The 14,736-nt window shown below is 67.9% G+C and carries 12 protein-coding genes and 1 pseudogene; 6 read left to right on the forward strand and 7 right to left on the reverse strand.

Annotation, left to right across the window (positions count from 1 at the left end; translation table 11 throughout):
- Positions 1 to 57 precede the first annotated feature (57 nt).
- The 4 genes from ACOYYX_RS18445 (at position 58) to ACOYYX_RS18460 (ending at position 3,673) form a co-directional block, all read left to right on the forward strand.
- Entirely contained in the window at positions 58 to 288 is a 231-nt protein-coding gene (locus ACOYYX_RS18445) for a hypothetical protein (RefSeq protein WP_422931382.1), read from the forward strand.
- 61 nt (positions 289 to 349) lie between these two features.
- Entirely contained in the window at positions 350 to 838 is a 489-nt protein-coding gene (locus ACOYYX_RS18450) for a hypothetical protein (RefSeq protein ID WP_422931383.1), read from the forward strand.
- 133 nt (positions 839 to 971) lie between these two features.
- A complete protein-coding gene (locus ACOYYX_RS18455; protein ID WP_422931384.1) occupies positions 972 to 3,266 on the forward strand; it encodes a hypothetical protein in 2,295 nt (764 codons plus the stop codon).
- A gap of 101 nt (positions 3,267 to 3,367) precedes the next feature.
- Positions 3,368 to 3,673: a hypothetical protein gene (locus ACOYYX_RS18460; protein WP_422931385.1), complete on the forward strand. Its 306-nt coding sequence runs from the start codon at positions 3,368 to 3,370 to the stop codon at positions 3,671 to 3,673.
- 165 nt (positions 3,674 to 3,838) lie between these two features.
- On the opposite strand, the gene ACOYYX_RS18465 is transcribed toward ACOYYX_RS18460, so the two are convergent.
- From ACOYYX_RS18465 to ACOYYX_RS18490, 6 genes are all read right to left on the reverse strand, one after another.
- The gene (locus tag ACOYYX_RS18465; protein ID WP_422931386.1) at positions 3,839 to 6,394 is read right to left on the reverse strand and encodes a CehA/McbA family metallohydrolase; all 2,556 of its coding nucleotides are present in this window, start codon (positions 6,392 to 6,394) and stop codon (positions 3,839 to 3,841) included.
- Positions 6,315 to 7,178: a WD40 repeat domain-containing protein gene (locus ACOYYX_RS18470; protein ID WP_422931387.1), complete on the reverse strand. Its 864-nt coding sequence runs from the start codon at positions 7,176 to 7,178 to the stop codon at positions 6,315 to 6,317. Before ACOYYX_RS18470 ends, ACOYYX_RS18465 begins: the two co-directional genes overlap by 80 nt.
- Positions 7,175 to 7,735, reverse strand: coding sequence for a WD40 repeat domain-containing protein (locus tag ACOYYX_RS18475; RefSeq protein WP_422931388.1), 561 nt, complete (start codon positions 7,733 to 7,735; stop codon positions 7,175 to 7,177). The genes ACOYYX_RS18470 and ACOYYX_RS18475 overlap by 4 nt, the downstream gene beginning before the upstream one ends.
- Positions 7,736 to 8,064: 329 nt before the next feature.
- Positions 8,065 to 8,961: a GIN domain-containing protein gene (locus ACOYYX_RS18480; RefSeq protein ID WP_422931389.1), complete on the reverse strand. Its 897-nt coding sequence runs from the start codon at positions 8,959 to 8,961 to the stop codon at positions 8,065 to 8,067.
- On the reverse strand, positions 8,898 to 10,367 hold the full coding sequence (locus tag ACOYYX_RS18485) for a serine/threonine-protein kinase (protein ID WP_422931390.1): 1,470 nt from the start codon (positions 10,365 to 10,367) through the stop codon (positions 8,898 to 8,900). Before ACOYYX_RS18485 ends, ACOYYX_RS18480 begins: the two co-directional genes overlap by 64 nt.
- Before the next feature lie 20 nt (positions 10,368 to 10,387).
- Positions 10,388 to 10,987 (reverse strand): RNA polymerase sigma factor, encoded by a 600-nt coding sequence (locus ACOYYX_RS18490; protein ID WP_422931391.1) that lies wholly within the window; start codon positions 10,985 to 10,987, stop codon positions 10,388 to 10,390.
- Positions 10,988 to 11,992: 1,005 nt separating this feature from the next.
- On the opposite strand from ACOYYX_RS18490, the gene ACOYYX_RS18495 reads away from it, so the two are divergent.
- Both ACOYYX_RS18495 and ACOYYX_RS18500 read left to right on the forward strand, forming a co-directional pair.
- Positions 11,993 to 12,412 (forward strand): response regulator, encoded by a 420-nt coding sequence (locus ACOYYX_RS18495; protein ID WP_422931392.1) that lies wholly within the window; start codon positions 11,993 to 11,995, stop codon positions 12,410 to 12,412.
- 395 nt (positions 12,413 to 12,807) lie between these two features.
- Positions 12,808 to 13,754 (forward strand): annotated as a pseudogene (locus ACOYYX_RS18500) (IS1595 family transposase).
- Between the two features lie 370 nt (positions 13,755 to 14,124).
- Here ACOYYX_RS18500 and ACOYYX_RS18505 read toward each other — a convergent pair.
- Entirely contained in the window at positions 14,125 to 14,616 is a 492-nt protein-coding gene (locus tag ACOYYX_RS18505) for a response regulator (protein ID WP_422931393.1), read from the reverse strand.
- Positions 14,617 to 14,736 lie beyond the last annotated feature (120 nt).

Raw genomic sequence — 14,736 nt, forward strand, 5'->3', positions numbered from 1 at the left:
TCAATGCAGTGATCCTATTGATACAATCACATTTTTGAATTGCCCAGGAGTTCACCCATGTCCGACCCCATTACGAGATTGGGCCTCTCGCGTCCCCGTGTGCCCCGGCTGACTCCCGCCCAGCTCGAGTCGCTGCGGGCCGAAGCCAGGGAGGCCAGGGCGAGGGTCGAGGCGGCCGCACTGGCCGCAGCCAGGAAGATCGCATGCCCCCCTCGGCCCGACCCGGGCCTAATGAAGATCGACCCCGCGCTACTGATGCGCCCCATCCTTGGGCAGGGATCCCGCTGATCCGCCGCCCGCCTACCGCTGTTACCTATGTCTTCGACTGAATGACGGAAAGGGTTACGCCATGACAGAAGCTTTACTGGACGAGGCAGACTATCGACGTGCCGACTTCGTGCCCGGTGAGCCGGTGAAGCTGGCCGATGGTCAGGTGTGGCAACTTCGCCGGCCGGTGATCGTCTTCGAGGCCTGGGACGAGAGCGACACCGGATGGCGCAGCAGCCTCAGCGTGGAGGGGACCGACGACTACCAGTCCCTGCTCGACCGCCGCACGGCCCTCTTCAAGGCGGCCCAGGAGACGGGAACATATCGGCTGGCTGAGGCCGCCGCCGTCGAGCTGCCGATCGCCCGCCGTCTGTTGCTCGCAAACTACGACCTCGACAACTCGCAGGTCAATAAGCTGTTGAGATTCGTCTACGAGGAGCAGCACCCCCTTGCGACGGTGCGAGATGACGTCATGGAGGTGGCGGTTGGCAGCGGCCCAAAACGCTCTCCCGATGGCGACGACTCCTCGGACTCGCCTTCGGAGGAGTCGGATTCTATCCAGGAATGCTAGTGTGCGATTACCTGGATGTTTGCCACTGGCGAGCGATGGGGCGGCCGCCCCATCCCAACCGGTGGGTTGAGGAATTCGCAAGCATGACATCCGTAAGCACGTTGGGCAGCATTGGATGAAATGAGGTGGCAACTTGGCCAAGAAGAAATACATCATCCAGTTCATCGTCGATTCGAGCACCGCCGAGGCCGCCGTGAGGCGTGCCAACGCCGCGATGGGCCAGCTCGACAAGACCGCGACGAAGGCCGCGGCGAGCATCGACAAGGCGATGGCGGCCCTGGGGAATTCCGCCAACGCGGCGGCCAATGCGGCAACCTCCGCGGCCAACCGAAGCGCGGCCGCCCAGCAGGCCGCCGCCGACAGGGCGGCGAAAGCGGCTCAGGCTGCGGCCGACCGGGCCGCGAGGGCCGCCCAGGCAAGCGCCGCCAAGCAGGCCAAGGCGGGCCAAGACGCCGCCGATAAAGCGGCCAGGGCGCACCAGGCCGCCCAGGACAAGGCTGCGAAGGCTCATACTCGGGCCGCTGCCGCCGCCGCCAAGGCTTCCAGGGATCAGCAGGCCGCCGCCGACAGGGCGGCGAAAGCGGCCCAGGCTGCGGCGGAGCGAACGGCGAAAGCCCAGCAGCAAGCCGCAGATAGGGCGGCAAAAGCCGTTGCACAGCAACATGCAGCGGCGGCCCGGGCGCAGGCGGCACAGGATCGCCTGGTCACCAAGTCTCTGACCAATCAGCAGGTCCGGCAGCAGGCGTTTAATGCCAAGATGAGGGAAAGCAACAAGGCCCGCGTCGACGCCGCAATCGCCACGATGGGCGCCGAGAGATCGGGCTTCCTGGAGGCGACGGCAGGAGCCTTGGGCCTGGAAACCGCTTTGACCGCTGTCGGCGCCACGGCCGCCGGGATCGGGATCCTCGTGGCCGGGGTGGAGAGCCTCGCCGAATCTTTCGTGAGCGCCAAGGAAAGTGCCCTGGAGATGGCGCAGAAGACCCTGGATACCTTGGGGGATCTGAGGGAAATCGCTGCGATCAAAGAAAAATCATTCCCAACAGATGAGGATTTGGCACATCATTCGGATGTGAGGACCAAGTCGGGGCTGACGCACCGCGAGGCGGTCACCTGGCGGGCCGAACTGGCGAACACGCTCGGTACGGTAGGCGATGACAAGGTCAAGCAGGAGCAACGCGAGAAGTTGGAGATCGTGGGCGCCGAGTATGCCGCCAGGGCGGGCGGGGGAGAGCGTGCCATCAGCGCCCGGGCCACGGCGATGGGCCTCATCCCGTCCTTCATGAAGGGCGACAACCTGCAGGCCGAGGATATCGCCGACACCGCGACGACGGCCGACATGATCCTGGGCAAGGGTGCCGGCACGCAGATGCAAGGAACCCAGCAATACGCCAAGGTGCTGACGTCGATGTCTTCCGGCGTATTGCAGGGCAAGTTCCACAATCCCCTCCAGGCGGCCGCCCTCACGGCCCTCGCGACCAAGGCGGGCGCCGGCACGGCCGCGACCTCGGTGGAGCAGAGCATCCGCGGCCTCGAGCGGAGCGGAAAGATGACGAAGAACAAGGGGGCCATCCAGTCCCAGGGGGAGACCATCAAGGAGGCCGGGATCCTGGACACCGACGACCCCGATCAGAAGTTGCGCAAGTTCTTCACGTATCTGGATAAGAATCTCAAGAAGGACCAGTCGGTCGACAAATTCCTGCAGGATCGCGGCTTCGCGCAATCGGGCGAGAGGAAGGGGTTGACGAGGTTCTACGAGGCCCACACCCAGGGCGATTACGAGGACGTCATGGGCCTGGCCACGAAGCCCGTGGAGAAGGGGATCGCGGAGAAGAAGGCGAAGGAGTTCCAGGGGAGTCGTATCGGGCGATACAAGATCGCGCAAGCCAAGCGAGATGCGGCCACGTTGAGACGCGGCCTGCTTCACTCCGACTACGAGACGGGCCGGGTCGAGGCCGAAAGCGACCTGACCGACCAGGGTGTGTTCGACACGGGATGGGGGAAGGTCAAGCAGAAATTAGCCTCGGCCTCGACATTCGGGCTTGTCGAGGGCAAGGAGGTGATGATCAACGATCAACTGAAGAAGAACAAGGAAGATCAGATCAAAGCACTGGGGGGGGAGGTTTCGCCAGCCAGGGGCGGTGTTTCGCTGACGGATGTGGCCGGCGGTATAGCAGGAGGTCCGGCAGGGTTGGCGGGCCTGGCAGGAAAGTATATCGGTGGAAATGTTTATGAGCATGTCTTCGCGGACAAGTCGGCGGAGACGACCCACTTGGAGCGGATCGTGAAGGAACTCGAAAAGCTGAACGACAAGGCGGACAAGCAAGGCAAGGAAGTTAACGCTGCGGCACAACCAAAGAACCAGCCAGCCAGCGGGGCGAAAGGTCCGCCGTCCACGATCGGGACCTGGCAATCGTGGCTCGGACTGTGATCCATCCTGCACAGTCCTAGTCCTCCCCGCTAGCTCGCCTCACCCCCGCCGTGACCCGATTCAACAACTGACATCACCCCCTACCCGCAGAGGAGCGCACCATGTGGCAGAAACGGATCAAGTATTTGAACACCGCCGGGCTCTCGCCCGAGGCCGTCGCAGCGATCGAGGAGTTCGACCTGCGCCAGGCCGAGTTCGAGCGCCGCGAGTTCGAATTGGATGGTCAGGAGATCGAGGACCTCGCACTCTGGCTCTACGAGGCGGAGGAGGCGTTGACGCCCTTCCTGCTGGAGCAGCCCGGGCACACGATCCGGCATGGCGGCCGGACCTACACGGCCGGCGGAGGCCTCCCCGGCCTGGACGAATGCTCGGTCCTCTGCCGAGAAATCGGCTCGCTCGTGACCTGACCCTCGCGACCATCGAGCGGGCCGCCTGCTGTCCTGGGCTCGCAGATGCAATGGCTGGGCTCCTGACGGGCGGGCGATGAGTCCCCGTCGACTTAGGGGTCGGAGTGGCAGCAGATGGGGCGGCAGCCATGACGATCCCACGCCCACGAACGTGGCGGAAGATCGTCATCCTTCCCCGGCCCGACGATCGTTCCGGGCCGCCGATTCATCCCGGATTCTCCGATACGCTTTCCGGGCGTGCTCGTATGCACTCTCGGCCTGCTCCTGCTCGGCCTCGGCGTACGTCGGCTTCTTCGCCTTCCAGCACTGGTCCACCCCCCGCAGGCACCATTCCGCGCTCTGGCGCGACGCCCGGATCGGCTTCCCGCCCACGAGCACGAAGATCGGGTTGGTATGCGAGAACGGGAACGCCCGCACCGCGACCCAGCTGCTCGCCTTGATCGGCACCTCGAAGCTCAGCGTGCGGGCCGCCCCGTCCGCCGCGATCGCCCGCGTCGCGACGGGCAGCCCGTTGACCACCACCTCCACCGGCAGCTCGCCCGGTTCATCCCTGCGGGCCCCCGCCACGACCGTCACGCGAGCATTCCCCGGCCCAGCGAGCCTGAGCTCGCTCCCACGTTCTCCCACCGCGACTCCATTCCCTCCCGCCTCCATCCGGAAGTCCATCAGGTGACATGTGCCGTCGCTCACGTAGCTCCGCCCGTCGCGGAGGCCCTCGCACCAGCGGTCGTACGACAGCGGCGGGTCGACCTTCACGTAGACACGGCCCAGCCCCACGCGCTCGCCCGAGACGCAGGGGAAGTCCGTCTCGCCGCTGGCCCGGACGCGGAACCCACAGTTGAGCGTGTGGTACCACATGTTCCACTCGGCCTTGCGGTCGGTGTTCATCGTCGAGATGAAGTCGACCGCCGGCACCGGCCCGCCCCCGGGGCCGGGTACCTCATGGGTGATGTCCACGATGAATTCGTTGGCGCCGATGCCCGCGTAGTCGGGGATGTTGTAGGTCGGCAGCCCGTCCGGGCCGTCCTCGGCCCGCTCCACGCGGCCCACGAAGTTCGTCAGCCCGATCGACGAGTGCGCCGGCCCGCACACGGCCCCCTGCGCCTTGGCCCAGCGGAGGGTGTTCAGCCCCAGGGTCGGCCAGTGGTCCTTCGAGTCCCCGCCCGGATAGATCTGATCGCGCAGCCTCAGCAGGCAGAGGTGGCCCGACCGGGCCGAGCCGAACCCCGACACCTCCACGTCGTAGCGCAGGAGGTACGGGGGCCGCGAGGCCGCGTCCACCTTGCCGGCGAAGAACTGCTTCTGGTAATCGAAGCAGGGCCCCCAGGTGAGGTTGCATCCGATCTTGAGATCCTCGCCCATGCAGTGCCGGATCATGTCCTCGGCGTGCACCCCCTTCGTCGGGTTCTCGTAATGCGCGCAGCCGGCCGCGTGGATGTGATGGTCGCCCGAGACCCAGCCCTTGGCGTAGGGATCGACCCAGCGCCGGGCCCGGTATGACAACGTCACCGGCTCGCCCTTCACCTCCACCGCCTTCGTCTCCGGGATCGACTCCGGGCCGCGCGAGCAAGCGATCGTGTACGCCCCGACGGGGAGCTGGACCGTCTCCCCCGTCGTCCGGTAGACCTGCCTCTGGAAGAAGAAGTCCGGCGCCACGCGCTTCGACTGCGAGGGATAGACCCGACCCCGGCCGTCCTCGATCACGAACGCCGCGAACGTGTCCTTGCCGGCCTCGTCCTTCACGTCGAAGGTCAACGTCGTCGAACGCCGGCAATCGAAGGTCAGCGCCAGCGCCGACTCGCTCGGGCCCGTCCGCTCCGCGTGGCTCAGGCGGATCCGGTCGAAGGCGACGGGCCCGGCATCGCCCTGAATGTCGATCCGGAGTTTCAGCATCCCGCCTTCGCTGGGAAACACCACCGCGTACTCCCGCCCCTCCCCCGGCTCGACCTCCAGCGCGGCCTTCCGCCGGTCGTCGAACCGTCCGTCCCCGCCCGACGCCCAGGACACCTCCGCGCGTGCTCCCCGTCCCGCCCTGGCCAGGAACTTCAGCACATAATCGCCCCTGGGGGGCGCGCCGAAGTAGAGGGACGCCTCGATCCCCGGCGCACCTCCCATCGGCGTGACCACCAGGGCCCCGTCCTTGCCCTCGACCCGGCAGGACTTCGTCGCGGACCAGCCGTCGGTCCCCTCCTCGAACCCCCACTCCTTGATCAAGAACCCCTCCTGCCACTTCGACGCGGGCCGCCCCGGCCGTCCGGCCCAGCCCGCCAGGTCGAACCAGAGCATCGCCTCCCGCGCCCCCGCGTCGCGGCTGAAGAGCTGGACGATCCGATACTCGAGCCCGAGTCCGCTCAGGCGGGGCGTCATCGGCCTCCCGTCGTACATCGACAGCTCGAGCCATCGCTTGCCGATCTCATCCCGGGGCCCGCCCGGCACCGGTCGCGAATTGGGGCTCTGCACATCCAGCGTCGCCTCCGCCCCGGCCTCGTTGAAGACCTTCACCAGGTACGTCCTCCAGCCGTGCTCCACCAGGACCGGCCGGCCGCCGCGGGCGACCGCGTGCACGCCCCCGTCTTTCCGGACGGTGACGGCCGCCAGGCAGAGCGGATCGAGCGCCTCCTGGACGGCCTTGCTCATCGCCCTATCGTCGCCGCCCGCCTCGATCGCTCTCAGGGCCTGCGGCCCCAGGGGGCTGCCGACGGACTCCAGCGCCTCGCTCACCCTCCTCGCCTGCGCCTGCAACGGTTGCGCCTCGACCCGATCGATGACCGGCCAGGGATCCTCCGCCCCGTCGGCAGCACTCGCGATCAGAACGATCCCCAATGCGATCGGCCACCGCATCACACCCCTCCGTTCGATTCGAGCGGTCATTCGTCTTCCCTCTCTCGGCATCTCGGCGGGCTAGTGCCGCTGGCACATCGAGTAGACAACCTACCGCGCCGGGGTCGGGACGTGAATGCGCGGGGCGATGCGTGGTCAGCTCTTCGGGCGCAGGCGGTGAAGGTCGGGGGCATTCCCAGATCCTGAGGGTGCGATCATCGCCGGCGGTCGCCAGCGACCTGCCATCGGGCGAGAAGGCTAGGGCGCTCAGCCATGCCCTGGGGCCTTCCAGGACGCCGACCACGCCCCAAGAGCCGGAATCCCAGAGGTAGACCCTGCCGGCCCCCGTCGCCGCGGCCAGCAACGAGCCGTCGGGCGAGAACGCGAGCGTGGGGACCCCGCCTGCGTGGCCCGGCAATGTCGCCAGCAACCGTCCCGTATCCGCGTCCCACACGCGCACGGCCTCGGACGCATCGCCGCCCGTCGCCAGGGCCCCGGCCCGGGGCGAGAAGGCCAGGCCGCTGACCAGCGTCGGCTGGGCCCGGAACGAGCAGAGACGCCCCAACCCCCCGGCGTCCCGCAGCGTGACCGTCCCGTCGAGCCCTCCCACAGCGACCGAACCCCCGCCCGGGGCATATGCGAGGGCACCGATGAACTGGCCGGCGTGCGCTCGGGCCCGGATCATGCCATCGCCCACATCCCACAGCGCGAGCCCGCCGTCGAGGCCGGCCAGGGCCAGCGTCCGGCCGTCGGGGGCGAACGCGAGCCGGTGGAATCGGCCCCCTCGATCGCGATCCGGCCGGCCATCTCCCCGCCCTCGGCGTCCCAGAGGCCGATGCTCGATCCCGATCCGGTCGCCGCCAGCGTCCGGCCGTCCGGCGAGATCGCGACGCGGGGATGCCAGCTCCAGGCGGCCGAGGAGCTCACGCGGCACGTCGCGAGATCCCATCTCATCACCCGGCTCTCTCGAGACGCCAGGAAGAGGCCCTCCCCGTCGGGGGCGTATGCCAGCGATGCGATCGCCACGTCGAGGGGATAGGCCCTGTGCCCCTTGGTTGCTCGCGATTCGCCTCCGCGACCCGACACCTCCCCTCCGAAGTCGAGCACGAGCCACCCCATCAGGGCCAGCAGCCCCGTCGCCAGGGACTGCGTCATCCAGGTGCGGGCGCGCTCCCGCGACCGTGCCGGGATGCGACAGGAATCATGTTCATGATTGTCAGCGATGGAACATCGCGTGGCCATCGAATCCTCCCTCAAGGATCACCTCCGCGCGGCAAATCAGGCCTGCCCCTCGCCACGCGGGAACGGTATCGGGATCGGCAGGGCCTCCCCCGAGCCGGCCCCTCTTCGCCGGGGCGGGATGACGCGCGGGCGTCGGTCTCTTGCCAGATCAAGCGGATCATCCGGCCGATCGGCGGGCACGAACCCCATGTCGATCGCGCTCGCCTGGCCGATCTGGGGCGCGGGCGGGAAATGGCTCCCGGCGGCCCGGCCATCAGACCGGGCCCTGGTGAGAGTGCCGGCACGAACGCCTGGTGACGCCAGGAGTCGTGACGTCGCCCCTTCGAAAATTAGTCCTCGGCCGGCGTGGATCGGGCCGAAGAATCGGGCGAGGCCTCGGCTCGCCCGATGGCCGGCCCGCCCAGGTATTTCAAAGCCGAAGAGCCCTCGACCGTGTAGTCGAGCTTCCCGTCGACGGCGACCGTCGCCGAGGAGCCGAGCTCGATGCGGACGTCGGCGGAACGCAGCCCGAGGCGACCGAGCTCGAGGACGCTCGACGCGGTGGCCCTGAGCTTGGCATCTCGCGTCGAGCCGGCGAGCCGCACCCGGCTCTCGTGCGATGCCTCGATGGCGACCTCATCCGCCTCGATATCGCCAATCAGCGTGCTGCACGCCGCGAGCCTGGCCTCGAGCCGTCTCGCAGAACGGAGGCTGAGCGACGCGGAAGAGTTGTGCTCCAGATCGACCCGGGCACCTCCGCCGCCGAGGGCGAGGCCTCCGAGCTCGAGATGGCCCGAGGCCCTGGCGATGAGTCGGGCCTCCTTCGCCGAGCCCCGGAGCGAGACCCGACCGCCATGCTCGACGCGGCAGATGAACAGGTCGGCGTCCAGTGTGCCCTCGAGCGTGCCCTCGGCGACCACCTCGGCCTCGAATCGCCCCAACCGCCCGAATCCGTCGAGCGAGGCGCGGGCCCCCTCCCCGAGGCGGATGCCCTCCAGCGAGGGCAGGGTCACGGCCAATCCGAGGGAATTTTTGCGGAGCCTGTAGCTCAGGCCTCCCTCGAGGGCGATCGTGAGGCGGCGACCCTGCCTGCGTGCCACGATGTGCCCGAGCACGTTGTCGTCGGCCGTGATCGAGACCCCGAAGGCGTCGGAATGCCGCACCTCGAGCTTGAACGGCTGCGTCACCTCGATCGCCGCGAAGTCCGCGAGGTCGAGCGACTTCGCGGCCGCCGTCCCCGAGCCCACGATGTCCGCGCCCTCGCGCCCCGCCGGGGCCGTCCGCGATGATGACCCGTGGGCCGCCGGAGACCGACGGAGAGCGAGGCGATGGGCCTCCCCCTTCGGCGGGCCCCGGCGGGATGCACGCGGGCGGCCATGCCTTTGCGACGGCCAGGGCGATCCCGATGCCCGCGAGGACGCAGAAGGCGAGGCCGGCCGCCCGGATTCCCCCCGCCGCGGAGAGCGAACGACCCGCCCGAGGGGGCCCGGTGCCGCGGCGGGATCCCGCCCTGCAAGTCGGCGAGGAGGCTCCCGAGCAGGTCGGACACCTCGGCGGCGGATTGATATCGGTCGGCCGGCTCCTTGGCGTGGAGCTTCTCGACGACGGCGGCCAGCCAACCCGGCACCTCGGGGTCGATCTCGCGGAGTGCCCTGGCATGCTCATCGCTCACGCGTCGCAGGACCGCGAGCGGGGACTCCCCCAGGAATGGGGGCCGCCCGGCGGCCATCGCATAGAGGACGCTCCCCAGGCTGAACAGGTCGGACCTCGCATCGATCGGCCCGCCCCTCGCCTGCTCCGGAGACATGTATTGCGGCGTCCCGGTCACCACGCCACTCTGGGTCAGGCTCGCGTCGTCCGTGGCGCGTGCGAGCCCGAAGTCGGTGAGCTTGACCCGCTCCATGCCATCCTCGAGGAGGATGTTGGAGGGCTTGACGTCGCGGTGGACCAGGCCCTGCGCGTGGGCCGCCGCCAGCCCGGCCGCGGCCTGCATGCCGATCCTCAGGATCTCCTTCGCCGCCAGCGGTCCGTCGCGGTCGATCCGCTCCTGGAGCGAGCCCCCGGCGACGTAGGGCATGACCAGGTAGGGCAGCCCGCTCCGGTCGTCGACGGAGACCGCGTGGATCGCCGTGACGTGCTCGTGGACCACGGCCGCGGCGGCCCTGGCCTCGCGGTCGAAGCGGCGCCGGGCGGCGGCGCCGGTGGCGAGCTGGGGCGCGAGGACCTTGATCGCCACGGCCCGGTCGAGGACCTCGTCGAACGCCCGCAGCACGACGCCCATGCCCCCGCGGCCGAGGACCTCGTCGACCCTGAAGTGACCGAGGCGACCGAGGCAGCCCGGATCCTCCGAGGGGGCGAGGAAGCCGAGCGCCTCGTCCCCCGGCTTCCCGGCGGCGCGCCGCATCCCGCGGCAGGCCCTCTTCTCCTGCTCGCAGCCCCCGCGGCGGTCCGTCGCCGACGGCCCCACCGCGTCGTCGAGGCGACGCAACGCGCCCCACCACGGGGCCTCGGCGGCCAGCTCGTCGAGGCGACGCTGGCATGCCCGGCATGCGTCGAGGTGGGCGACCAAGGCCGGCTCGTCCGCGCCCGGCAGGCGGCCCTCGAGCAGGAGTGCAAGCCGGGCCGTGTCGCATCGGTCGGCTCGTACGTTCATAAAGCGATTCCGCTCGTCGTTCATCGCTCGCCCTCGGCTTGCCCGATCTTCTGACGGAGACGGGCCATGATGCGGCTCTTGTATTGATAGACGGTCCCGACCGTCACGTTCAGCTCCCGCGCGACCACCCCCGCCGACTTGCCCTCGACCCCGGCGGCCCAGAAGACCTGCCAGGCTAACGCGGTGAATTCGCCGCGGACCTGCTCGGCCGCCCAGGCGAGCACTCGGCTCCGATATTCGTCGTCGAAGGCGGCCGAGTCCCCGCCGGAGGGGGCCGGGTGGGACTCGAGGAGGATCCGGAGCCCGGTATCGCCGGAGCCCGATGCCAGCGACTTCTGCCGGGTCATCAGGTTGATCATCAGGTTGCGGGCGATCCTGAAGAGCCAGCCCCGGAACGAGCCCCGCGCCGGATCGGGATCCCACCCGTCGATCGCTCCGGCCACGGTGCGGAGGACCTCCTGGACCAGGTCATCGGCGTCGGCGTCCTGCAGGCCACTCCGGCGCGCGAGCCGGTGGACCAGCGGGGCGTAGATTTGCTCGAATTCGCCCCAGGCCTGCTCATCACGCGGGTCTCGCAGGCGGACCAGCAGGCTGGGTCGCGTGCTCGGCATCTCGTCCATCCCATCCCTCCTGCCCGGTTACACACATCCCGGCCGGGGATCTGAATGGCTTTTTGCGCCGCTTCACCGAATTCGCCTCGATTCCGATGGCGATCCTTTGGGGGCATACCGTTGATCCGAGCCGGCACCCATCGTCGAGTGCACACGACGCGGGCGCTCGCGCGTCACGCTTGGGTGTGACGCGCGAGCGCCGCGACGAGCCGATCTCTCGCCCATCGGGGTTCCGGGGCGTCGTGCGGGAGCCATATCCTCGACGTGGAGCACATGGCCAAGTCGATGCCGATTGGGAGGTTACGGCGAGCCGGACCGCGTCGGGGTCGAGGGCATCACAAGAGCGACACGCCCCGTCACGCATCACGCGTGACGCGTCACGTTGCGAGCGCGTCGCGTCACGCCGTCACGCGCTCGGGTGTGACGGTGGAAGCGTGACGAGGCCCGTTCGACATTGCTGAAAACGTATTGTCAACATGAGGCACGGGGATGAGGGTCCGCACCTCGGATTGAGAGGTTTCTCAAATTGATATGCCTCAGTCGGGCCTCCGCGGCCTGGCAAGTCCGGCTTCCGTCAAAATTCCCAGTTCCTCAACTCATTGCCGCACAGTGCCTTGGATAAAGAGAGTGACCAATCCACCTCGCCCCGATGCCGTACGGCTCACTCTAGCCGCCTCGGTCGGCCCGCTTGGCATTCCCTTCGCCTTACATCCTCACAACGACTCGCGAGGATGCGAGGCGTCGCCGGAGGGGGTCTGGCCGACGACGATGACCGTCGCCGGTCTGAAGTAGACCGTGGCGCGATTCGGCGGACCATGCAGCGTCCGTCGGCGTCCGTCCCGGTTTGCTCGACCCGCTGCCGGATTCGCAGGCGAGTCCCGGGCGATGCACGCCCCCGCCGATGTCGGCGGTCCCCACGATGGAGTGGGAAGGCTTGACACGGCGAGGACGGGGGGGCCCCGGGGTCTTTATCGCATCCCCAGCACGGATGAAGGGGCTCGGAGGAATCCGCCATTGAGACACCTTAGGATCTATATAGCCGACGATCACGCCGTCATCCGCGATGGGGTGCGGCATCTCATCGACTCCGAGCCCGACATGGCCGTCGTCGGCGAGGCGTCCAACGGCGAGGGGGCCGTCGAGGGCGTTGGCCGGCTCTCCCCCCACGTCGTGGTGATGGACGTCTCCATGCCCGGGATCGGCGGGATCGAGGCGACGCGTCGGATCTTCCACTCACGCCCGTGGATCCGCGTCATCGCGCTGACCACTCACGAGGGAGCTGGGTATCGTCGGGCCATGTTCGAGGCGGGGGCTTGCGGCTACGTGCTCAAGCGTGCGGCCCCCGAATACTTGATCGAGGCGATCCGTAAGGTGGCGTCCGGAGAGGCGTTCATCGCACCCGGGGCCGACGACGGGCTGGAGTCCTCCCGCTGAACGTCACTGGGCGAATCAGGACGCCGATCTCCGCGGACCTCGGGAGCGACGACGGATGGGTTGGCATCCGGAAATGTATCGCGCGGCGCGAGGCCTTAGACCCATTCGAAAGGAGGTCAGGGCATGGGCCTCATCGCATCGATGCCCCGCGAGGGGGGATCGATGGCTTGTCCTCTCCCCCCGATCGCCCGCTCCCGGTTGCTCCCCTCGTAAGTCGATGGATTGTCGCCGGATCCGGGCATCGGTCAACGAGGGAAAGGAGGGCTGGGATGGGATAATATCGAAGGCTCAAGGCGGATTCCGGGGTGATGAGGAATTCGACGTTCTGCTCTGCTAGGATCGAGGGCCTTGCACGTCCCTGACCGCCGTCGCGATCGGCACCGCGAGCCCCCATCATGGTGAACATTCAGGACCTCTTCGACGACGCCAAGTGCTTCCAGACCGTCCGCGATATGCGGTGGCCAGATGGCGTCGCCTGCCCTTCCTGCGAATCGGCCGCGGTCGTCAAGAACGGCCGCGATGACACACAGCCCGAGCGCCAGCGATACGAATGCCATGGCTGCGGGAGGCGCTTCGACGACCTGACCGGCACCGTCTTCGCGGGCCATCACCAGCCGTTGAGGGCCTGGATCGCCTGCTTATATCTCATGGGGCTGAACCTCTCGGGATTGCAGGTCGCCCGCGAGCTCGGCATCGATAAGTCCGACGCCCGCGAGATGATCACGACCCTCCGCCGCGGGATCGTCGCCCGGACGCCGCCCGAGCCGCTCTCCGGCGAGGTCGAATGCGACGAGGTCTATGTCGTGGCCGGGCACAAGGGCCATCCCGAGGCGGTCAAAAAAAAGGGCGAGCCGGCCGACGGCGACGCCTGAGAGGGGGCCCGGGCCGGGGGACGCTCGAGAAGGAGAAGCCTCCGATCTTCGGCATGCTGCAGCGCGGCGGGCGGGTCGTGATCCGGATGCTGGCGAACGTCCAGTAGGCCACTATCCGACCCTTGATCGAGGCGACGATCGCCCCGGGGACGCTGATCCACACCGACGAGTACGACATCGACTGCCGGCTGGAGGAGTGGGGATATCGGCATAAGACGGTGTGTCACGGGAGAGGTGAATATGCCCGGGACGAGGACGGCGACGGCTTCCATGAGGTCCACGTGAACACGATGGAAGGCTTCTGGTCGCTCCTGCGGAGTTGGCTCCGCCCGCACCGCGGCATCCCGCAGGAATCGCTGCCGCTCTACCTCGCATTCTTCCAGTTCGTCCACAACGCCCGGGCCCGCGGGCGGGCACTCCTCGGCGCACTCATCGCTCAATTGCTCGCACCACCCTGGAATCCATCTTGAGCCATATCGAATTGCGGCATGAGCCGCGATGCAAGGGCGTGCCGCCAGGCTCAGCAACGGGTGCGGGGCACCCTAGGATCGCACGCAGTGCCTCGGCCGGATAGCGTTCGACACACAGGGTGCCGAATTCGTCATGGACTTCGACCTCGGCCCATTCCCAACGCCTCGGGGAGTTTCCCGAGAACATTAGGGCGAGAGCCTCCAGGCTCGCCACCTTGCATTCCTTGACGTCGAGTCGTCCATCTTCGTCGTGGCCATACAACAACACATCAACCATCTTCAACCTCCCTATCCTGTCCAATTGAGATCATGCCCATGCCGGGGCGGTCGGCCATGGCCCCCGAAGTCCGGAAGGCACTCGCCGCGTGCATCAACCGGCAGGGAGGCTTTCCTCGGCGGGCGTCGCCTTATGCTTCCGTGGCGACGAGGCGAAGGCTTCCCGCTCGATGACCGCGGAACAGATCGTCGAGATGTTGAGAGGCTTGCGGAGCAAGGCATGAGGCGAATGTTGATCGTCCTGCTCATACCGCTCCCGATCGCCACCCCCGGTGGTGGCGATGATCCAAGCCAAGGGACTCGTGTTCTTCACTGCCCTGAGGATCGTCTCGCCCTCCCCGTCGCAGAGCATCAGGTCAACGATGATATAGCCCGGGCCCATCTCGAGGAGCGTGAGGGCTTGCTCCAGGGTTGTCGCAGTGGCCACGGTCCACCCGCAATGGCGGAAGAGGCATTCCATAGCCCTTCGGGTTATCGACGGCTCTTCGATGATCAGGACGATCTTAGAAGGGCCGTCCGGCTTACATCCTGGATCCCTCGCACGTGTGGCGTGCATCATGGGCCTTGTACCTTTAAGGCGTACCATTGATTTGAATTCGCATCCTTGCCTCGTACATCAGCATCCACCGCAAGCTACTGCCGGTTTGATCACGGCGGTGTCCCCGCATTCATCCCTCCCCGCGGGCCCGGCGCCAGCGGCCCCGCG

It is taken from the genome of Singulisphaera chitinilytica (genome assembly GCF_049331405.1).
Taxonomy (GTDB): domain Bacteria; phylum Planctomycetota; class Planctomycetia; order Isosphaerales; family Isosphaeraceae; genus PoT.